This is a genomic window from Clostridium sp. 'deep sea', from assembly GCF_014931565.1.
In the GTDB taxonomy this organism is placed as follows: Bacteria; Bacillota; UBA994; order PWPR01; family PWPR01.
In genome coordinates, this window is the sequence record NZ_CP063353.1 from 2,781,858 (window position 1) to 2,804,557 (window position 22,700).

Annotated in this window: 18 protein-coding genes; 17 read left to right on the forward strand and 1 reads right to left on the reverse strand. The window is 31.3% G+C overall.

From position 1 onward, the window contains the following. Positions 1-509: 509 nt before the first annotated feature. From IMX26_RS12870 to IMX26_RS12890, 5 genes are all read left to right on the forward strand, one after another. Positions 510-2,444 (forward strand): TetM/TetW/TetO/TetS family tetracycline resistance ribosomal protection protein, encoded by a 1,935-nt coding sequence (locus IMX26_RS12870; RefSeq protein ID WP_195158794.1) that lies wholly within the window; start codon positions 510-512, stop codon positions 2,442-2,444. A 682-nt stretch (positions 2,445-3,126) separates the two neighbouring features. Next, a complete protein-coding gene (locus tag IMX26_RS12875) occupies positions 3,127-3,921 on the forward strand; it encodes a GNAT family N-acetyltransferase (protein ID WP_195158795.1) in 795 nt (264 codons plus the stop codon). 102 nt (positions 3,922-4,023) lie between these two features. After that, a complete protein-coding gene (locus tag IMX26_RS12880) occupies positions 4,024-5,316 on the forward strand; it encodes an HAD hydrolase-like protein (protein WP_195158796.1) in 1,293 nt (430 codons plus the stop codon). After that, positions 5,297-6,202, forward strand: coding sequence for a phosphotransferase (locus IMX26_RS12885; RefSeq protein ID WP_195158797.1), 906 nt, complete (start codon positions 5,297-5,299; stop codon positions 6,200-6,202). The genes IMX26_RS12880 and IMX26_RS12885 overlap by 20 nt, the downstream gene beginning before the upstream one ends. Before the next feature lie 23 nt (positions 6,203-6,225). Further along, a complete protein-coding gene (locus tag IMX26_RS12890) occupies positions 6,226-7,608 on the forward strand; it encodes a polysaccharide deacetylase family protein (protein ID WP_195158798.1) in 1,383 nt (460 codons plus the stop codon). A 42-nt stretch (positions 7,609-7,650) separates the two neighbouring features. Here IMX26_RS12890 and dcd read toward each other — a convergent pair whose 3' ends face one another. Next, positions 7,651-8,175, reverse strand: a complete 525-nt coding sequence (gene dcd, locus IMX26_RS12895) for a dCTP deaminase (RefSeq protein WP_195158799.1) — start codon at positions 8,173-8,175, stop codon at positions 7,651-7,653. Between the two features lie 580 nt (positions 8,176-8,755). Here dcd and IMX26_RS12900 point away from each other — a divergent pair. The 12 genes from IMX26_RS12900 (at position 8,756) to phnE (IMX26_RS12955) (ending at position 22,697) form a co-directional block, all read left to right on the forward strand. Continuing rightward, on the forward strand, positions 8,756-9,928 hold the full coding sequence (locus IMX26_RS12900) for a DUF3798 domain-containing protein (protein WP_195158800.1): 1,173 nt from the start codon (positions 8,756-8,758) through the stop codon (positions 9,926-9,928). A 146-nt stretch (positions 9,929-10,074) separates the two neighbouring features. Beyond that, positions 10,075-11,670: a sugar ABC transporter ATP-binding protein gene (locus IMX26_RS12905; protein WP_195158801.1), complete on the forward strand. Its 1,596-nt coding sequence runs from the start codon at positions 10,075-10,077 to the stop codon at positions 11,668-11,670. A gap of 1 nt (position 11,671) precedes the next feature. Next, the gene (locus IMX26_RS12910) at positions 11,672-12,718 is read left to right on the forward strand and encodes an ABC transporter permease (RefSeq protein ID WP_195158802.1); all 1,047 of its coding nucleotides are present in this window, start codon (positions 11,672-11,674) and stop codon (positions 12,716-12,718) included. Further along, entirely contained in the window at positions 12,715-14,010 is a 1,296-nt protein-coding gene (locus IMX26_RS12915) for an ABC transporter permease (RefSeq protein WP_195158803.1), read from the forward strand. The genes IMX26_RS12910 and IMX26_RS12915 overlap by 4 nt, the downstream gene beginning before the upstream one ends. Positions 14,011-14,171: 161 nt before the next feature. Next, positions 14,172-15,065, forward strand: coding sequence for an AraC family transcriptional regulator (locus IMX26_RS12920; protein WP_195158804.1), 894 nt, complete (start codon positions 14,172-14,174; stop codon positions 15,063-15,065). 578 nt (positions 15,066-15,643) lie between these two features. Beyond that, a complete protein-coding gene (locus IMX26_RS12925) occupies positions 15,644-16,453 on the forward strand; it encodes a GNAT family N-acetyltransferase (protein WP_195158805.1) in 810 nt (269 codons plus the stop codon). Between the two features lie 260 nt (positions 16,454-16,713). Next, a complete protein-coding gene (locus IMX26_RS12930; RefSeq protein ID WP_195158806.1) occupies positions 16,714-17,718 on the forward strand; it encodes a GNAT family N-acetyltransferase in 1,005 nt (334 codons plus the stop codon). A gap of 175 nt (positions 17,719-17,893) precedes the next feature. After that, positions 17,894-18,910 (forward strand): GNAT family N-acetyltransferase, encoded by a 1,017-nt coding sequence (locus IMX26_RS12935; RefSeq protein WP_195158807.1) that lies wholly within the window; start codon positions 17,894-17,896, stop codon positions 18,908-18,910. A gap of 218 nt (positions 18,911-19,128) precedes the next feature. Beyond that, positions 19,129-20,148: a PhnD/SsuA/transferrin family substrate-binding protein gene (locus IMX26_RS12940; protein WP_195158808.1), complete on the forward strand. Its 1,020-nt coding sequence runs from the start codon at positions 19,129-19,131 to the stop codon at positions 20,146-20,148. A gap of 147 nt (positions 20,149-20,295) precedes the next feature. Continuing rightward, positions 20,296-21,060, forward strand: coding sequence for a phosphonate ABC transporter ATP-binding protein (phnC, locus tag IMX26_RS12945; protein ID WP_195158809.1), 765 nt, complete (start codon positions 20,296-20,298; stop codon positions 21,058-21,060). Between the two features lie 4 nt (positions 21,061-21,064). Next, positions 21,065-21,886, forward strand: coding sequence for a phosphonate ABC transporter, permease protein PhnE (gene phnE, locus IMX26_RS12950; protein ID WP_195158810.1), 822 nt, complete (start codon positions 21,065-21,067; stop codon positions 21,884-21,886). A gap of 1 nt (position 21,887) precedes the next feature. Further along, complete coding sequence (gene phnE, locus IMX26_RS12955; RefSeq protein WP_195158811.1) at positions 21,888-22,697, forward strand: phosphonate ABC transporter, permease protein PhnE; 810 nt, start codon at positions 21,888-21,890, stop codon at positions 22,695-22,697. Positions 22,698-22,700: the final 3 nt, after the last annotated feature.

Consider the following 22,700-nt stretch of genomic DNA (forward strand, 5'->3'; position numbering starts at 1 on the left):
GGTAACGTTTACAGATAATAATTAAAGATGATATAATAATCTAGAAACATAATAGGAGTGATTTCTTATGAGAAAGGCAAACAGTATTTTATAAATTTTATATTTAACATAAACAGTTTTAAAAGCCTCACATTTGTGATGCTCTGTTAATGTTGCTCTTTAAAAGAGCTATTATGCTGTAGTGCTTTACTTATAATGATTTCTAGATACTTATTAAACATATATTTATGTTTAGTTAGTTTATTAAAAGTCTCTAAAGACACAGGGTAATTCTCTGTGTCTTTTTTTATTTTTAAAGAAAGTAACGATTTTCTTTACTAGATTATCTAATTGAAATTGTTGTAAGTAATCAGCTTCAGGTGTTTCAAAAAATTTAAGGAGTGAATATTTTATGTTAAAAACAAAGCTAATAAAAACAGGAAAAGAAACTTGGGTAAAGGATGATAATTGGTAAACAATTAACAACAAAATAACTTTAATTATCATCCTATAATTAATGGAGGATGTTAATGGTAATAAAAAATATTGGAATTTATGCTCATGTAGATTCAGGCAAAACTACAATTACTGAAAATCTGTTGTATAGTGTGGGGGTTATTAAATCAATAGGTAGAGTAGACTCAGGAAATACCAAAACCGATTCTATGGAACTAGAGAAAAAAAGAGGTATTTCAATTCAAGCTGCTCCTGTATCTTTTAAAATTAAAGATACAAAAATCAATTTAATTGATACCCCCGGCCATGCAGATTTTGTGGCAGAAGTTGAGCGCTCTATGAATGTATTAGATGGTGCTATATTAGTAATATCAGCTAAAGAGGCAGTGCAGTCTCATACCTGTTTATTGTTTGAAGCCCTAAACAGAATGAGTATACCCACAATTATCTTTGTTAATAAAATAGATAGAATTGGGGTAGATATCTCTTATGTATTAAAGGATATTAAAGAGAACTTAAGCAAAAAGACTTTGCCAATTCAAACAGTAAAGAGGGTGGCAAATAAACGCTGTTTTGTAAGCGAATTATTTAATTATGACTGCTTAAAAACAGTAGAGTTTCTAGCAGATTATAATGATGTAATGTTAAAAAACATTATTGAGGGAATTGAAACCAGTAAGGATTTAATAAGGTCTACTATAATAAAGCTTACAAAAAATAATACTATATACCCAATATTGTTTGGTAGCGCATTACATGGTATTGGTATTAGTGAGCTAAAAACCGCTATAGAGCTATTACTTCCTAATAGCTTGCGTGCTACAGAGCAGGATTCCAGCGGAGTTGTATTTAAGATTAAACGCAATAAAAATAATGAACGTAAAATATATATTAGGCAGTATACAGGAAGTTTACAGGTTAGAGATTATGTTAATGGTGAAAAAATAACTAAAATAGAAAACTTAATAGCTGGCAAAGAAGTTGCCAAAGATAACATAAAGTCAGGTGATATAGGTATTATTTATGGTGTTAATAGTTTTAGAGTTGGAGACAGCTTTGGTTCTTTAAGTAAAAAACTAAATGCTAAGTTAGCAACCCCAACTGTTAAGGTGGAGATAAAACCAATTAACACCCAAAAAAGACATAGCCTGTTAAAAGCTTTAGTGATTATTTCAGAAGAAGATCCCTTTTTACAGTACGAAATAAGTGAAATAGAACACTCTATTTTTTTAAGTATTTTTGGGGAGATTCAAATGGAAATTATTGAGTATAGGTTATGGCATGAGTTTTCCATTAAAGTTGAGTTTAGTGATGCTAAAACGATTTATAAAGAAGCGCCTATTGGTACAGGATATGCAGTAATGCGAAAATATAGCAAAGGAAATCCCTTTTATGCTACAGTTGGCATAAAGGTAGAACCAGCAAAACTGGGTAGTGGCGTAGAGTTTGTATCACAAGTTCCTACAGGTCATTTGCCTCAAACTTTTCAAAATGGCATAGTAGATGGCATAAATCATTATAAAACACAGGGTTTAAAAGGTTGGGAGCTTAATGACATAAAAATATGTTTAGTAGATGGAGATTACTGTAGCGTTAATAGTACTCCTGCCGATTTTAGAAATTTAACACCTATGGTTTTATTAGAAGCAGTAGCAAATGCCCAAACTAAACTTCAATGGCCTTTATTTAGCTTTAAGCTAAAGGTGCCTTTTTTTGCAATTGGCAAAGCTGTTGCTGATTTAGCCAGAATGAAAGCAGAGTTTAATAACCCTAAACTAATGGAAAATTATTATCTTATTGAGGGAACTATACCAGCTGATTTATGTGGCAAATACGACCTAGAGGTGCGATCATACACAGCAGGAAAAGGTGTATTTATAACTAAATATTATCTTTATGCAGATGCACCAACCGATATAAAACATACCAGAATTAAAACTAAAGTTGATCCACTTAATAAAACTAGGTATATTTTATCCAAACGTGGAGCACTAAATAACCATTATTAAAAATACAGTATATACAGAAATAAATATATATGTTACTCTTAATACATTAAAAGTTAAAAGGGGGTGTGAACAATGTGCGTATTAAAAACTATTGTAATAACTAACGTGCATTTTAACATACAATTAAATAAATGTTCACAGCCTTTTGTAATAAATTAAGTCTAACTATTATTTACTTAATCTTTAATGAGGCTGTGTAAGTAGCCTATAACTAAAACTATAAAACGAATGGGTTTTGCTAATAGGCAAAACCCACTTTTGTTTTGTTGGCTTTAGCCAGTTAAGGTAGTACATTCAGTAATCTATTTATCTTTTACACTTTTTAAAAAACATGAATGGACTATTGATGAAGGTGCTGAGGCACGGAATTGACGGTCAGCAATGATACCTTCTTTTCTCTTCGTGTGCTTTGTGGTTAAACAAAGAACGTAACAATTGAGAAAAGATATACTTGAGCGATAGCAGCTGACAATATAGTCTTAAGACAACTGCTAAGCTTTATAGGAAGAACCTGTTACTACTACATTTAGAATGCAGTTTAAACGGTTAAAGACAATGTGGCTTGAACATAGTGAAAGTTAGTGTCTTGAGGCGCTTGTCGGTATCAACCCCTTATAGGGGTAGTGTAAACCACTTTAACGGGTGGTCCTAATTAAAAAAAAGATAAAAAGGAATAATATAAATGATAGAAATTAAATATAACCAAAAAAACTTAAAAAATAATTATACTTCATTAAAAAGGGATTTTATCTTTGATTCAATATTTCAAGGCTTAACTCCAGCTAAGGTTTATGTTAATAACAATAATGATAACTGTTTATCAATAGTTCAAGAGGGAGTGGCTTATTACTTTGGTGGTTTTAGTAAAAATGAATCTGAATACCAAGCGGTTATTGATTTTTATATTAATACCTTAGTAGAAAAAAGAACCCATAAATATCATATAGCTAAAATATTCTTTAGCTCTTTAAAATGGAAAAACTTATTGTTAAGTAAATTAAGTAGTTATAATATAAAATTGGTTAATTACAATTTATATCAACACAGTTTAGAAAATATACCAAAGCAACAGGCCTGTAACTATAATATTGTAGCTATAGATAAACAATTACTACAAAAAGAATTAAAACATAAAGCTGGTTTAGTAGCAGAACTTAACTACATGTGGGGATCAGTAGCAGGTTTTTTAAATAATGGCTTTGGCTCATGTACTGTAGACAATCAGACGATTACTGGCTGGTGTACTGCAGAGTATGTTAGTGATAAAAACTGTGGTATAGGTATAGAAACAGTAGAGCAATATCAAAAACAAGGTATAGCCTATAATAATGCCTGTAATCTGTTAAAGATGTGTAAAGAAAAAAAACTCACTGCTCATTGGGATTGCTGGGATAGTAACATGGGCTCAGTGAAAACAGCTGAGAAATGTGGTTTTAACAAAATTTTAAGCTATAAGATAATATTTTTGAAGTACTAAAATAATTTAAAATCAAGATTTAATTACAGTATTTAGCATAAACAGACCAATTTACTTACTGTTTATGCTAAACTTATTTTAAAACAAGAAAGGTAGCGATAAATGAAAAAACTAATTATATTTGATTTAGATGGAACCCTTTATAAAACTGATACTGTCTTATTAAAAGCTATTGAAAAGGCCTTTAATGACATGCATTTAAGCTCTCCAGACAAGAATAATATTTTAAAATTAATAGGTGAAAAATCTGAGGACTTTTTTAATAAGTTGTTAAATGGTTATGAAAACATAAATAAGCAAAAGATAATTGAAAAAATTAGCTATTATGAAAAAGAACTGCTAAAAGAACATGGAGAGCTTTATTTAAATACTATTAGCACCCTTAGAAAATTAAAGGGAAATGATTACCAGTTGGCTCTATGCTCTAATGGGAGCAAAGAATATGTTGAGAAGATTTTATATGCACATCATATTAAAGAGCTATTTTCTGTTATTAAACATAAACAAATTAACAAAAGCAAATCAGATCAGGTAAAAGAGATAGCTATTAATCTTAATACTGAGTTTGTAATAGTTGTGGGGGATAGTTATCACGACATACAAGCAGCTGTAGACAACAATTTTATAAGTGTGGCAGCCAATTATGGATACCAACTTGGTAGTGAAGTAAATGCTGATTTTGGTATAAATGAAATATCGGAGCTATTTCCCTTAGTATGTAAACTTGAAATAGCTTATAACATTGAAGCTAGGCTTCTAAAATTACCCCAAAATCAAAGTAAAGTAATAGGTATTAATGGTGTAGATACAAGTGGAAAAACTACTTTTGCTAGGTTTTTAGTTAAATTTTTAACAAATAAAAATTATAAAGTTCAAAGTATTGGTATTGATGAGTTTCATAACGCCAGTAAGAAACGTAATAGTGGAAATAATCCTATTGATAGCTATATTGATAATGCCTTTAACCTTGATTTGCTTAAAGAGGAAATACTTCAGCCCCTTAAAAATAAACAAGTAGTTAAAAAGCAGTTAAAACTATTGGATTTAGATTCTGACCTATATACGAATGTTAAAGATATAGACATAGATATGAATACAATAGTGATTATTGAGGGTGTGCTTTTATATAGAGAACCTATAGAAGAATATCTCAATATCAAGATTTACATAGATATATCATTCAACGAGGTGTTAAAAAGAGCTGAAATAAGAGATGTACCTAAATATGGAGTAAAGTTTTTAGCTAAATATAAAAATAAGTATATTCCTATTCAAAAAAAATACCTTAAAAAATACAAACCCAAACACAAAAGTGACTTTATTATAGATAACAATAATTTTAATGAACCAAAACTAATAAAATATAAGGCAAATAATGAAAATACTAAAAGATGAATATAATGTACAAAATATAACTTCAATAACTAAGCCCAATACAGGAAGTGGTAATACCTTATTAATAGCAACAGTTAGCGGTAAGTATGTATTAAAAAAGAATGAAAGAGATGACTATGTAGCAGTTTATAATAAGGCTCAAAAACATTTAACTAAAAAGGGTTTTAGGCAAAGTAAAATAGTATTAACTAAAGATAAAAAGCTAAAAACAGCTAACAACTATGTTTTATATGAGATGATAGCTGGTCAAACCATAACAGACTTTAATAATAAACAACTTAAAAATGCTTTGCAATATCTCAAACATTATAATATTGCTTTAAAGAGCCTTGATTTTTGTGAGAGTGAAATTAAACAGGTAAATAATTGGGATTTGGCTAAATCACTTAACTATATGCTAAACATTTTTAGAAAAGAGCTTAATTTTTACCTAAACAAACAAGAAACTCAGGATATTTTAATAAGCGCTTTAGATTATTTAGCATTCCATAAACAGCTTTTAGCTAATAGCCAAAAACAACTAATCCATAGTGATTTAGGTATAGATAATTTTTTATTTAATGAAGATGAAGTAGTATCAATAATCGACTTTACTCCAGAGTATGAACATGAATATTATTCGTTATGTCAATTTTATTATTGGAACTTTTTATATAAAGAAAATGACTATAATCACGATAGTGTTAATAAGGTACTTTTCCTTTATTTAAACAGCCAAATAAAAAATCAAAATAAGCTATTATTTAATGTGCTTTTATTAAAGGCTTGTTTATTTAGGGTGATTGGTCCATTATTGAATAGTAAAAATGAAGAACCTTCAGCTGGTCTTAATAAAAGAATTAAGCTAATAGACAAGGTACTGCAAAAAATAAAACTCATAAAATAATAAGTGCTGTAAGGAAGATATTCATGAAAAAAAATAAAAAAATACTTTTGATGTTAGGAACAATAGGTATCTTATTAGGTGTGGCTTATGTATTTTATTTTTCAAAAATAGCACAACCTGCTGTATTAGTAGCACCTCGAACAATAACTGAGATTGAACAGCGATTAAGTCAAGAGACTGGTGTTAGTAATATCACTATATCTCATAATAAAAAAATGCTAGTTTATAATAAACAAGCTGATAGTAAAGTAACAAGTTATTTATGGAGAATAAATGAGCTAGGTGCTATGGAGTTACTTAATTTTACTGGTCAATATGTAGCTTTTGCATATAGTAAACATGACAAAAATCTTATTATCAGTGAACAAATAGGCAATGAAGTCAGGTCACACTTGGTAAATACCATAACTGGTCAGGTAAGTGAAAAACAACTTGTTACATTAAATACCCCTATGTGGTCACCAACTGAAAATATCTTTGCTGTATTAACTCAAAATGAAAGTGAAATGTTTTTAAAAATCTTCTATAGTGATTTTAAAGAATTTCAAACTATCACTAAAACTGCAGCAAATCAAAGTTATCAGTTGTTAAGCTGGGATCAAAATAACAATATTAGCTATTTAGTAATTAATAAAGATTCATCAATAACAAGGTCTTATAACTATAGTAGAAAGATACATGAAATTTTAGGAGACTCAAATAAACTCTCTCCAAATAGCTGGCAGAGCATGTTAAATTGGCGTAGTGTTACAGTAGCTAAAGCCCGTTATAATGCTAAAGATTTATTTATTAATGGTGAGAGTGAAAAAAAGAAGATTGCTATAACCTTTGATGATGGACCAGACAAAAAAAATACTGCTAAAATTTTAGATATACTAAAAAAGTATAATGTAAAAGCTAGCTTTTTTGTTGTTGGTGATAAGGCAGAAAAGTACCCGGAATTAGTTAAAAGAATGTATAATGAGAACCATTTAGTACTTAACCATAGCTATAATCATGCTAATTATGAGTATAAAACTGCTGAGCAAATTAAAACTGATATTTTAAAAACCCAAGATATTATTAACAGTATTATTGCTGTTAAACCGCTTTTAATTCGCACCCCATATGGAGTTGTTAATGACAAAATATTTAATGTTACCAGAGATATCAACCATAAAATAATACTATGGAGCATTGATAGCCTAGATTGGTCTCAAAAAGAGGCAGATAATATCATTAAAAACACCTTAAATAATGCTAGATCAGGAGATATCGTATTGTTACATAGCGTTGCATTTACTACCGAAACAGTAAAAGCCCTGCCAGCTATAATTGAAAAATTAACTGAGCAAGGCTTTAGTTTAGTGGATGTGGCAGAGCTATTAAATGTAAAAGCATATCTAAACGAATCTGAAAAAAGTTGATCATTATCAACAAAGTACAAAAGAAGGTTCGTTAGCCCTCTCTTAATTATTTTTGAAGTCTTTATACAAAAGACTGGCTTGTATGCCTTGATTGTTTTGATATTTACCACTCCTATAGAGTTCATAATCACCCTCTATGGAGTGGTAATAGATTTGGCATATTTCAACACTAGGATAAATAATAATAGGCTGAATACAAAAAATCTCCAGAGTCCAATAACCTGCAAAACCAATATCTCCAAAGCCAGCCGTTACATGAATAAATAAACCTAGTCTGCCTGTAGAAGATCTTCCCTCCAACATAGGCACATATTTATCTGTTTTGGTGTATTCAATAGTTCTTCCCAAATACAATTTTCCTGGTTCTAATAATAAACCTTCTTCTGGTATTATAATTTTGTTTGTGGGGTTAGGTTTTTTCATATCCAGTACACTATTTTCATATACTAAAAGCTCGTTATGTAAACTCAAATTGTAGCTATTAGGGTTAATTTTGCTTTGATAAAAAGGATCAATGAAAATATCCTTGCCTATTTTTCTTTTAATTTCTTTGCCAGATAATATCATAAAAATACCCTCTCTTTAAACATTTTATATAACATTATTTTAAGGATAAAGTTCACAGTGGTCAATTATTAATAATATTTGTTGTAATTATAATAATTATCGTCATGTTTCAACACATTTATTAAGGCATTGCCTGTACAATGAAGCTGTAGTTATAGTTATTACTATACTTAACTTCAACTTTAGCTTTGCTCTTATATATAAACATATCTTTTTAGCAGCTTTAAGTAAAGGAAGAATATTGTAACATTATTAACTGTAATAAATTACTTTAAATTCATAGTTATTAAATACGCTTTTAGCTTAACTAACTTTACTGAGATTATACGGGTTGCTACTCACATTAAAGTCCATATCTAAGCCCAAAATACTTCACTAATTTGTAAACAAAATAAACATACTTATTATCTGTTGACTAAGTTCTATATACCTTAGCATGTACATACTTATTTTAAAAATAAAAATAATGATGTTATTTAGGTTAGTTAAATTTTTAACCACAAAAAAATTATATTAAGGGGTGATTCAAGATACATTTTGGTTGCTGTCGATTGAGGCTATTAATATAAGGAGAAAGTATATGCAAAAAAGACTGTTTATTTTTATACCACTATTAGTTTTAATGCTTGTTTTTACTGGGTGTAACAAAGCTGTTGAGCCAGCCCCTGTTGTTGATGACGGAGATGAAGAACCAGCCTATAAAATTGGTATTATGACTGGTACGGTATCTCAAAATGAAGAGGAATATAGATCAGCTGAAAAAATGAAAGAAAAATATGGTGATATGATTATTACCACTACTTTTCCCGATAACTTTAATACTGAACAAGAAACCACAATATCTAATATGGTTGCCATGGCAATGGATGAAAAGGTAAAAGTCATTATTATGAATCAGGGTGTTCTTGGTGCAGCAGCTGCTATTGACAGAGTTCGAGAAATAAGACCAGACATGCTATTTATTTTAGCCCATGCTGCTGAAGATCCAGATGTAATTTCATCCAAAGCAGATATCATTTTAACAACAGACACTATAAAACGCGGAACTTCAATAATAGAGCAGGCTCATAAAATGGGAGCAAAAAAGTTTGTACATTATTCATTTGCACGTCATTTATCTTATGAATCTATTGTTAAGCGGTTAGCAATATTTAAAGAAACAGCTGAAAATTTAGGTATTGAGTTTATTGAGTCTGATGCTCCTGACCCAACTAGTGATGCGGGTACATCAGGAACTCAGCAATTTATTATGGAAGATATTCCACGTAAAGTTGAACAATATGGTAAAGATACAGCCTTCTTTGGCACAAACTGTGCCATGATGGAGCCCATGATAAAACAATCTGTAGCTTATGGTGCCATTTTCCCAGTGCAATGTTGTCCATCTCCTTACCATGCCTTACCAGGTGCTTTAGGTATTAAAATACCTGACGATAAAAAAGGCGATGTTAAATGGCTATTATCGGAGATTGATAATACATTAAAAGGAACACAAGCAGATGGTAGGGTTGCTACTTGGCCGGTACCTGTAAGCATGTTGTCGACCGAAGTTGGAGTAGAGTATGGCATTCAGTACTGCGAAGGCAAAACCGATGGTAAGCTAGATGTTGAAAAAATAAAAGCATTATTTGAAGAAATATCTGGTGTTAGTATTAGCCTAAATAAGTGGGTAAGCACTATTACAGATCAACCATTAGATAATTACCTAATGTTACACCTTGATTATTACACATTTGGTACACAAAAAGAATAGAGAAATTTAAATAGTAACTCTATTATAAACATTGGCAAAGCTACTCAAATTCTTTTAGAGTTTGAGTAGCCTTTATACTTGGGTACTAAAGCTAGTTAAATAAACAGTAATTTTGTTTATGGGTGCTACTAAAGGGGGGATATAACTTGGATAATTACCTTTTAAAATTAAAAGCAATAGGTAAGGTATATAGTGGTACCAGGGTACTTAATAACATAAATATATCTGTTAAAGAGGGAGAAATACATGCCCTTTTAGGCGAAAATGGTGCTGGTAAATCAACTCTAATGAATATTTTGTTTGGTATGGATGTTATTCATACCACTGGAGGTTATGAAGGTGAAATAATCTTTAATGGTAAAACACAGCGCATCATGACTCCAGCTGATGCAATGACTTTGGGCATTGGCATGGTACACCAAGAGTTTATGTTATTACCGGGTTTTACAGTGACAGAAAATATTAAGCTTAATAGAGAAGACCTAAGCAATAAGTTTTTAAATAAGCTACTACCTAACAGACTAAAATCACTAAACAAGAAAAAAATGAAAAAAGATGCCCGTTTGTCACTTGACACGGTAGGGTTAGGTATTGACGAGTGGCTACCAGTTCAAGGTATGCCAGTTGGTTATAAGCAGTTTATTGAAATTGCTCGTGAACTCGATAAAACAGGAATAAAGTTACTAGTTTTTGATGAACCCACCGCAGTTTTAACAGAAGAAGAGGCTCGGGGTTTGTTAAAAACAATGAAACAGATAGCCCAAAAAGGTATTTCAATTTTATTTATTACTCATCGTTTAGATGAGGTAATAGAGGTTGCAAATCAAATAACAATACTGCGAGATGGAGAATTAGTGGCCAGCTTAAATAAACAAGAGACAAACGTAGCTGAATTAGCCAAGTTAATGGTTGGCAGAGAGGTTACTAGAGTAGTAGAACGTCGAGAAGTGAACGAAGATATACAAAGTGTTTTATCTATTAAAAATTTAAGAGTAAAGATGCCTGGTGAAATGGTAAGGGGTATAGATATAGAGATAAAACAAGGAGAAATCCTTGGTATTGGTGGTTTAGGTGGGCAAGGAAAAATGGGTATTGCCAATGGAATTATGGGGTTATATCCTGCTAAAGGAAAGGTATTTTTTAGAGGTAACCCCCTAAATCTTAATGATCCATACAAGGCTTTAAAATCTGGTTTAGCTATGGTGAGTGAAGATCGCAGAGGAGTTGGCTTGTTATTAAACACCTCTATTGCTGAAAATATAATTATGACAGCAATGCATATAAACGGAGATTTTTTACGTGATTACAAGCTGTTTAAACTAAAAAACAGTAAAGAAATAAATAAACATGCTACACAATGTGTTAGTAGCCTAGATATTAGATGTACAGGAATAAATCAAATAGTAAAAAGGCTAAGTGGAGGTAACCAGCAAAAGGTTTGTATAGCTAGAGCCCTAACCTTAAATCCTTCAGTATTATTTGTTTCAGAGCCAACACGTGGTATAGATGTGGGTGCAAAACACTTAGTGTTAAAAACCCTAATTAAGCTTAATCGCGAGCAGGGCATTACTATAATTATGACTTCAAGTGAGTTAGCAGAATTACGCTCTATTTGTGACCGTATTATGATAATGCATAAGGGCAAAAAAGCAGGAATATTACCCCCCGATGCTAGCGATGTTGACTTTGGTTTAATGATGGCTGGTGAGTATAATTATTTAAATAATAAGGGGGCTAGTTAGTGTGGAATACCTAAATAAGCTACTCAAAAGTTTTGGTACAGCTCGAATTATTATTGTTTTATTCTTGACCACACTCCTAATAGTGGCTTTAGCTGTAGGGATTTCTCCTATAGGACTCTTAAGTGATAGCCTTGTGAGGTTAGGAATGAATGGAGTTTTAGTATTAGCTATGGTTCCAGCAATATTATGTGGCATTGGTCCAAACTTTGGTTTACCATTAGGCATTGTATGTGGACTAGTAGGTGCTTTAGTAGCTATTGAACTAAAGTTAGTCGGCTTTGTAGCAATATTTGGGGCCATGTTAGTAGCCTTGCCACTGGCTGCTATTGTAGGCTTGGGATATGGAATTCTGCTTAACAGAGTTAAGGGGTCTGAGATGATGATCGCAACCTATGTAGGTTTTTCAACAGTATTTTTCATGTGTATAGGCTGGTTAGTTTTGCCCTTTAAAAGCCCAGAGTCATCTTGGTTTATTGGTGGTGGTTTAAGGGTTACGGTGTCTATTCAAGAACGTATGGGAAAATACTTAAATAATTTATTATCTTTTAATCTAGGTAAGCTAGAGATACCTACAGGATTATTACTATTCTTTTTAATTTTGTGTGGCTTAATGTGGTTGTTTTTGAGAAGTAAAGCTGGTATGTCTATGAAAGCGAGTGGCATAAATCCCCGTTTTGCAGCTGCCTCAGGTATTAATGTTAATAAAAATAGACTGATAGGCACTATGATATCTACTATCTTGGGTGCCATTGGTATTATAGTTTACGCTCAATCATTTACTTATTTACAGTTATACAAGGCTCCCATGTATATGGGCTTTCATGCAGTTGCAGCTATTTTAATAGGGGGAGCTACGGTTAAAACAGCAAAAATATCTCATGTGATTTTGGGAACATTTTTGTTTCAAGGTTTATTAGTTGTTTCTTTACCGGTGGCTAACAAAATAATAGCACAAGGAAATTTAGCTGAAATAACTAGAATTATTGTAAGTAACGGAGTAATATTATATGCCTTAACGCAGGCCCGAAAAGGAAGTGTTAAGTCATGATTGAAATTAAACATAAATTAAGTAAAAAGCAAATTGGTACATCTTTAAAAGCCTTTTTACTTAATAGAATAGTTACAATTATATTTGTAATAATTTGTTTGCTTAGTTTTAAACTATCTGGCATGAGTGTTACTTTTTATGTACGGGATATTTTAAGTAGATTATCCCGAAATTTATTTTTAATATTAGCATTAATAATACCTGTTTTGGCTGGAATGGGTTTAAATTTTGCTATTGTGCTGGGAGCAATGGCAGGTCAAATAGCTGTAATAATGGTAACCCATTTTGGAGTACCTGGTTTTCCAGGATTTTTGTTATGCCTGTTATGTGCTTTGCCTTTTGCCCTTTTATTTGGTTACTTAATAGGAAAATTATTAAATAGAACCAAGGGGCAAGAGATGATAACAAGCCTTATTTTAGGTTTTTTTGCCAATGGAGTGTATCAGTTTGCATTATTAATATTAGTTGGCTCTGTAATACCATTAAGCAATGCTAAGCTTATTTTAAGTAGGGGTTATGGTATAAAAAATACGGTAGATTTAACGGGTGGTCTAAAGTACTCCCTTGATGGTGTTTGGAAAGTACCTTTTCCCGTAACCGCTTTTTGGGGTGGAATTGCTGTGTGTGTGCTAATTGGCTTAATTTATGTGTATCAAAAATACTATAGTAAACATGGTAAAATCATATCTACTACTAAGGCTCTTATATATTCCTTATTGGCAATAATAATAGCTGTCTGGGGCTATACTTTAATGAATAGTAACTCTAGTCTTAATACCGTGTTTGTTCCTATTGTAACATTTATTGCTATCGCTATACTATGTCTATTTAATATCATAATAGTTAAAACCAAATTAGGGCAGGATTTTAGGGCAATTGGTATGAATCAGCATGTAGCTGCTGCTGCTGGTATTAATGTGAATAAAACAAGAATAATAGCCATTGTTATATCAATTGTTTTAGCTTCTTGGGGCCAAATAATTTTTTTGCAAAACCTAGGTAATCTTAATACCTACGGTAGCCATGGGCAGGTAGGGATATTTGCTATCGCGGCAATACTAATTGGGGGTGCCTCTGTAACTAAAGCCACTGTAGGGCAGGGTATTTTAGGTGCAATTTTATTTCATACCCTGTTTATGTTATCTCCATTAGCTGGCAGAAACCTAATGGGAGACGCTCAATTAGGAGAGTTTTTTAGGGCATTTGTTGCATACGGCGTAATTGCCCTCTCTTTAGGTATGTATGCTTGGAAACGTCAATTGCAAAAAAACTCTGAAAACGATGATTTTTAATAATAACAATCTCTTTAATAAAAAAACTGGGTCATTATTTTAACCCAGTTTTTTTATTACTTGTAGTAAGATATAATTATAAAAACACACAGTTTTGGACAAGATTAGTTGAGATATATATCCGTATCTTTTATAGAATTTAAGTGAAAGGAGAGGTGTTTATGGATTTCATTAATAAAATGAATGATGCCTTAGAGTATATTGAACACAATTTAACAAGTGATATTGATTTTAAGGTTGTAGCTCAAAAGGCATGTAGCTCGTCCTATAACTTCCAGAGAATGTTTTCATTTATAACCGATGTGTCACTAGCTGATTATATAAGGCGTCGTAGGTTAACCTTAGCAGCATTTGATATTGTTAATACTAAGGTTAAAATAATAGATATAGCCTTAAAATATGGCTATGAATCTCCTGTATCATTCTCTAGAGCCTTTCAGTCTTTACATAAGGTAACACCTAGTAAAGCACGTAAAGACGGGGCAAACCTTAAAGCCTATCCACGTTTATCCTTTCAAATTTCTATAAAAGGAGAAAAAGGTATGGATTACAGAATAGAACACAAAGATGCATTTGAGGTTTATGGTATAGAGGGGCTGGTTTCAACAACTGGTAAAGGTGAATATTTAAGAGAGGCAGCAGAGCTATGGCAGCAAAGCCATAAAAATGGTGAATATGAGAGGCTATTTAATAGTACTGTAAGTTTACCTGGCTTTGTAAATCAGGATTTATGTAAGGTGCATGCTGTAATGAATTATCGAAAAGTATCCGAAAACGTATACCCTTATATGATATGCAGTTTTGTTAGTGTAAACAGTGATTCAAATGGGTTTGAAAAAGTGACAATACCAGCTCAAACTTGGGCAATTTTTAGGTCGGAGGAGACACCATGGAGTAAAGTAAGTGAGGCTTTTTCTTCGTTAAATAAGCGCTTTTACAGTGAATGGTTGCCTACCTCAACTTATATAAAGGTAGATGGCCCTGAATTTGAGATATATGGTGGTAATGCAGATTCTGCTTATTTAGAATTGTGGATACCTGTTACAAAAGAGTAAGACTTTAAAAGGAGACGTATACTAATTTTACAAAGTAAAGATCTAAGTAAACTAATTATAAACATGCTTTTAGTAAAAAAGGCATGTTTATATTAAGTTAAGTCTTAGATAAGAAAGATTTAAATGGATTATAGTACGTTGATAAATTTAATAAATCAAATAATAGTAGTTTTTAATAATAGTACAAAGGGCACGAAGAGTCTTTAGGATAGTTATAATTGTGGTTTAAAATGAAATTTTATTAATTTATATTATCATCCTCTTTATAAAACTATGTAAAAAGCCAGCTTTAAAAGAGTTTTTTAATAAATGGATTTACTCAACAGAATGTTACGAGAAGTATTTAAAAATGGTAGTAAAAAAACACTAAGTAAATAATAAATTAATAATTGCCTACATTTAATATATTATTATACATAAAACTATTTTGTTACTATAAACAAATTTAGTATTATTTGTGTTATAATCAATAAAATACGGAAAAGGTGGTGGTGACATGATTAGTGATATTAGCGACATTAGTGACATTAGTGACATTGAGATTATAAAAAATTACAGTCTTATAGAGGAGGCTAATTATGTTAACCACTTATACAAAAGAGCTAAATTATTTAAATCAACAACCATTTTTAAAAGACGAGGTTAAATTTAACTTACTGCACAGAATTTTAGAAGGAGAACTAGCAGTAGCTTTATATGTAAAAGATAAATTAATAGCTTTACAGAACAAAAGTCATCCTATGGTCGTTTGGCTAAACACTAGTTTACCTAAAGCAGAAAAACAAAAATTGCTAAAGCAATTATACTTACATACTAGTGATTGTGAAATACCTGTTATTACAGCAGAACCTAGTAATGCTATTTATTTAGCAGAGCTTTTTAAAAAAGGCAGTGGTTTTAATTACGAAACTAAAATGGATTTAATGTCTTATTATTGCCCCAAGGTTAATGAGTTGAAAAAAGTTAATGGTGAGATGCGTTTAGCTAAAAAAGATGATTTAGAAACTATAGTAGATTTTTGTGTTGGTTTTGTTTTAGATGGTTTCGGTAAAACTGTTACCAGAGATAGCCAATTAAATTCAGCTACCAGGTTAATTGAATCCAAAAAACTCTATGTTTGGCAATGCAATGAAAGGGTTGTAAGTATGGCGAATTTAGCCCATCAATCCCCAAGACATTGTAGAATAAATAATGTTTATACTCCTCCCATGCAAAGGAGCAGAGGTTTTGCTACAGCTTTAACGGCTGAACTAAGCCAAAAAATATTGAACAATGGATTCACTCCTATTCTTTTTACCGACTTAAGTAACCCTATCTCTAATTGGGTTTACAAAAAAGCTGGTTATCAAGAATGTGGAAAGATTAAGGAACTAAAAATAATAAAATAAATATTTTAGCGGTAAGTTATGAAAATATATATTATAACTTACCGTTTATTATTTTGAGATTTATTCTGTTCTAGGTACATAATTGATTTAGCGACACAAGATTCAATATTTCCCCGGAAATCGTCATTTTTATGTTAGGTAAAAAGAAGATGCCTTATGGTTTAATTAGCTGTTAATAAAATTGACAATCTCAAATATATCTTGTAGAATCATGAAAATTTACATAAAACATTAGTTCAACAAAGAGGGTGAGGGTTACTATGCTTAACCATATAGGTACTCAAACTATAGAAACAGGTAATTTATTTATACGTAGGTTTAAAAAACAGGATATAAAAGACGCATTTAATAATTGGGTAACAGAAAAAGAAGTTGTTAAATTTTTATCATGTCCAGTACATAGCTCTATTGAGGTAACAGCCTCTGTTATAACAGATTGGATTCAGTGTTATGAAAAACACGACTTTTACCAATGGGCCATAGTTCCTAAAGATTATAAAAAAGCTATAGGAACAATCTCTATTATGAATATTCAAAACACACCCAAACGCTGTGAAATAGGTTATTGTATTGGTAAGGATTATTGGGGAAAAGGTTATACCACAGAGGCCTTAAAAGCTGTAATACACTATGCTCTATTTGATATTAATTTTAACAGAGTTGAGGCCATGTTTTACCCCCTATATAAAAACTCTGGCAAAGTAATGTCAAAAGCAGGAATGCAATATGAGGGATTATTTCGAAAATATGCCGAAGATAATAGTGATAAAATAATATATTCCATACTACAACAAGATTTGTTTAATAAAAACATTAAACAAGAGTTTATTAAAACCCCTATTTATAGCGATTCAGTAATAGAACTACGCTGTTCTAACCATGTGCCAGCAAATACTGCAAAAAAACATCTTCCTTATTATGTTTTTAGCATTAAAGTAATTCAGCAAAACAGCATAGTTGGAGTTATTCATTTACGGTTAGGATTTAATGAGGGAATTTATTATTGTGGTCATATTGGGTATCTTGTTGATGATAAATATCAAAATAAAGGTTATGCCACTCGAGCTTGTTTATTAATCAAAGAATTAGCTAAACAGCATGGCTATAAAAATCTATTAATAACAAATAATCCGGAAAACATAGCTTCGAGAAAAGTATGTGAAAAAATTGGAGCAGATTTTATTAGAGTAGTTGAATTACCTGTTTACAATGAGTTGAGAAAACAAGGTGAAAGCTTTAAGTGTATTTATCAATGGCAAATATAATTTATAGTTTGTAATACATGTTTAAACCTTAAGTATAAGATGAGAAAATTAGTTTGTAACGATATGCCCATTAAAAACGAACTCTTTGACATATTTTATATTTTTTTGGTATATTAAGGTGAGAGAAACGATTTTCTATTTAGTAATTACTGCTTTTTACTATGGGAGGGATTAAATGAATCTTACTCATATAGGAACACAGGAAATTGAAACTGACCGACTTATATTAAGAAAATTTACCATTTCAGATACAGAATTAGTATTTCATAATTGGTCTAAAGATGAAGATGTTTGTAAATACCTATCATGGAATCCTCATTTCTCAATTAATCATACCAAAAACATAATCAGCAATTGGCTGGAATGTTATCAAAAACTGAATTGTTATAATTGGGTAATATCCTTAAAAAAAAGTAAAGAGTTAATAGGCACAATTTTAATTACAGATATTTGGGAATCTACTCGTTGCGTAGAAATTGCTTATTGTATAGGCAAAAAATATTGGAATAAAGGTTATGCAACTGAGGCACTCAAAGCCGTAAGCCATTTTATGTTTATTGATGTTAATGTTAATAGAATTCAGGCAAAACATGATATTGAAAATATTGCTTCTGGTTGTGTACTTAATAAAGCTGAAATGGTACACGAGGGTATTCTAAGAAAAAATATTATCATAAATGGACAGTTACGAGACTGCTGTATTTATTCATTATTAAAACAAGATTTATTTAAAGCCCCTGCTAATATTTACTATGATAACATGAAAAATATTAAAGGCAATAATATAGAGCTAGTATGTAAACGAATGTTACATGCAGTGCCTGAAAAAGACTATGTCACTAATTACCTATATGATATAAGAATATTGAACGGCAGAGATAGTATAGGTAAACTTAATTTTAAGGTAGGGTTTAATCATAAAGTATATTATAGTGGACATATTGGCTATCAAATTTATCAAGCCTTTAGAGGTAAAAGCTATTCTGCAGAGGCTTGTAAATTGATTAAAAAAATAGCAAAACAGCTAGGTTTTAATAAACTATTAATAACCAATAATCCCAACAATATTGCCTCGCGAAAAATCTGTGATAAAATAGGAGCAGTGCTAATTAGGGTAGCAAAACTGCCACCTAACCATCAGTTATATAAAGTAGGAGAGCGTTATACCTGTATTTATCAATGGCAATTATAATATAAATTATACTATATAACATTACAAATCACGTTAAGTTTAACGTGATTTTTGCTTTTGTTATATATTTTTTAAGAAATTATATAAAAAAAGTACAATTACTATTAAAATAGAGATATATCAAACTAACATTTATTGATACACCTAATTAATGATGTTATAATTTGAGTGGCTTTTTATATTAACTTATTAAAGCAAAAATTTAGGAGGAACCGTTGATGAAAAAACTATTTACCATTGCTATTATTTTAGTATTAGTATCATCATTACTTGTAGGTTGCACACCAAAGGCAGAAGAATTTGATATTGAAAAGTTAGTGGTATTATTTGTACCATCTAGGAATCCAGAATCAATTACTAATGCAACTGGTCCATTAAAAAAATTATTAAAAGATGAATTAGCTAAACATGATATTAATGTAGGTGAAGTAGATATACAGGTAGGATCAAGCTACGAGGCAGTTGGAGATGCTTTAAGCGCAGGATCAGCACATGTTGGCTTTATACCTGGAGGTACATATGTACTATATGATGAAGATGTAGATGTTATTTTAACAGCTACTCGTGCTGGTTTAAATAAAGATTCTGAGAATGCTAAAGACTGGAATGATGGAAAACCTACTGAAGGTATAGATGAACAGGTAACATATTATAGAAGTTTATTTATTGTAGGTCCTTCAGAAAAAGGACAGGCCTTATTAAAAAAAGTTAATGATGGTGAAGCTATCACAGCTGAAGAGTTAAAAGAGTTATCTTGGGCTCTTAGTAATTCATCATCTTCATCAGGGTATATTTATCCAGCAGCTTATTTATATAATAATTACGATTTAAAGGTATCTGATATACCAAATAAAGTTCAAATTAAATCTTATGGAGATAAATTGGGTAGATTAGCTTCAGGTCAAGTTGATGTTGTTACAGCATACGCTGATGCACGTCGTGATTATATAAAAGAATGGACATCCGATTTTGGACGTGAGAAATCTATCTGGGAAGAAACTGGCATTATAGCTGTAACTGAAAAGGTATATAATGATACGGTATCTGTATCTAAAACCAATGAAGAAGTTACTCCTGAGTTAATAACTGCTTTACAAGAAGCTTTTCAAAATATAGTTAAAGATGAAGAAGGTGCAAAGGTTCTTAAAATTTATAGTCATTCTGGTTACAAAGTAGCAAAATCAGAGGATTATGATAGTCATCGTCAAGCTCAAGAGTTTGTAAAATCTATAAAGTAATTTTAAACACTCATGCCATACGGCATGAATGTTAGAGTATTGAAATAGTTCTGTTTCAATACTCTGACATTTGTGTTTTATACCATGAGTATTTTATATAGGTGTAAGTTATATTAATAGATAATTGGGTATTAGGAGGAAGTTAAATTGATAAAGTTTGATAAGGTCAATAAAATTTATCCGGGTGGATTACATGCCTTAAAAGACGTAACTTTAGAAATAGAGCAGGGGGAGTTTATTGCCATAATTGGTCTTTCAGGGGCAGGAAAATCTACTCTAATAAGAACCATAAATAGAATGCATGATATAACAGATGGATCTCTTAATGTTAATGATTTTGAAGTAAATGATTTAAAAGGCAGAGAGCTTCGCAGATTCCGCAGAAAAATTGGCATGGTATTTCAGTCTTTCAATTTAGTTTCCAGAACTACAGTAATAAAAAATGTACTAGCCTCTCGTGTGCCAGATATGCCACTTTGGAAGTCTATTTTAGGTTTATATTCTAAACAAGACAAAATAGTAGCTCTAAACGCCTTAGATAAAGTTGGCATTTTAGAGAAAGCCTATATAAGGGCAGACCAACTATCTGGGGGACAAATGCAGCGGGTTGCTGTTGCACGAACCTTAGCCCAAAATCCTGAGATTATTTTAGCAGATGAGCCAGTGGCGGCCTTAGACCCAGTTACAGCAAAGCAGGTTATGGGAGACTTTAAAAAAATTAACCGTGAGATGAATATAACTATAATAATAAACATTCATCATGTTGATTTAGCCCTACAGTATGCTGATAGGGTTATTGGTATAAGAGCAGGAGAAATTGTTTATGATGGTGTAGCCTCAGGTGTAAATGATGAAGTGCTTGAGCAGATTTATGGTGGGCAATTGTCTGAGAATGACGTAATGGGGGTATGAGATAATGAGTTTTATCAAAAGAATATTTGTTCCAGATAAGATTACTTTATCTAATAAAAAACAGGTAACTCCACCTAGACCTATCGCCCCTTATATTCTAATAGCATTATTTGCTTTTACTTATGTATCTGTTGTTATTACAGGGTTTGATATTAAGGTAGTTTTTACTAAATTTAATCAGTTTTTTATTATTATCAAGAAAATGTTTCCACCCGATTGGAGTTATACAAACACAGTATTGGATCCTCTATTAGATACTGTAAAAATGTCACTACTAGGGTCTATGTTTGGATCTTTTTTTGCTATTCCATTTGCTGTTTTATCTTCTACAAATATTAATGGCAATAAATTTCTATTAAGTTTAATTAGGTTCTTTCTTAGTATTATAAGAACTGTTCCAACACTTATTATTGCATTAGTTGCCACATATATTTTTGACTTGGGGACTTTTGCTGGATCATTGGCAATAGGCATTTTTACTTTTGCTATTGTTGCAAAAATGTTGTATGAGAAAATAGAGACAGTAGATATGGGGCCATTTGAGGCAATGGAATCTTTAGGAGCTAGTAAAGTTCAGGCTTTTGTAGGTGCAATTATGCCACAAATTTTACCAACATATTTATCTATAGCTCTATATAGCTTGGAAATTAATGTACGCCATGCTGCAATACTGGGGTATGTAGGTGCAGGAGGAATAGGTATATTACTTGATGAAAAACTAAGTTGGAGAGAGTATAGTAGTGCTGGTATGGTTATTTTTATGCTTTTTATTACAGTTTTAATTATTGAAGGACTAAGCAGATTTTTTAGAAAGAGGTTGGCATAATATGAAATATAACATTAAAGAAGCTCTCGAGAGAGAGCCAAAGTTAACCTTCAAAAAGATTGTAGTAGTCTTTTCAGTTTTAGTACTTTTATATTGGTCATATACTGCTATAGAGTATAAGGGTATTTCTCAAAATGGAGTAATAGTAGCTAAAAATATAATAAGAGGATTTTTAAATCCTGATTTAAAGTTTTTATTCACACTAACATCCCAAGGAGTACCATACCTATTACTTCAGACACTGTGTATAGCTTTTTTAGGAACAATAATTGGTTCAATTTTGGCAATTCCGTTGGCATTTTTATCATCAAGCAATATAGTTCCAAAGGTTATTAGTAGAATAGGAGCTTTGTCAATTGCAGCAATTAGAACATTTCCATCGTTTGTATATGCATTAATTTTTATTCGTATGACTGGCCCTGGTCCATTTGCTGGAGTTTTGACAATGTCAATAACCTCTATTGGTATGATTGCTAAATTATATATTGAAGCAATAGAAGATTTGGATAGAGGAATATTAGAATCACTTGATGCAGCAGGATGCAATACTTTTGAAAAAATAAGATACGGTATATATTGCCAGCTTTCTACTGATTTTATTTCAACATCAATATATAGGGTAGAAATAAACTTAAAAAATGCTTCTGTATTAGGATTAGTTGGTGCAGGAGGTATAGGAGCTCCATTGTTATTTGCAATGAGTGGCTATAAATGGAGAAAGGCAGGGTCACTATTAATTGGATTAATAGTCTTTGTTTTAATTGTTGAGTATTTCTCATCAAAAATTAGAAACAAACTCGCCAGAGGATAAAAT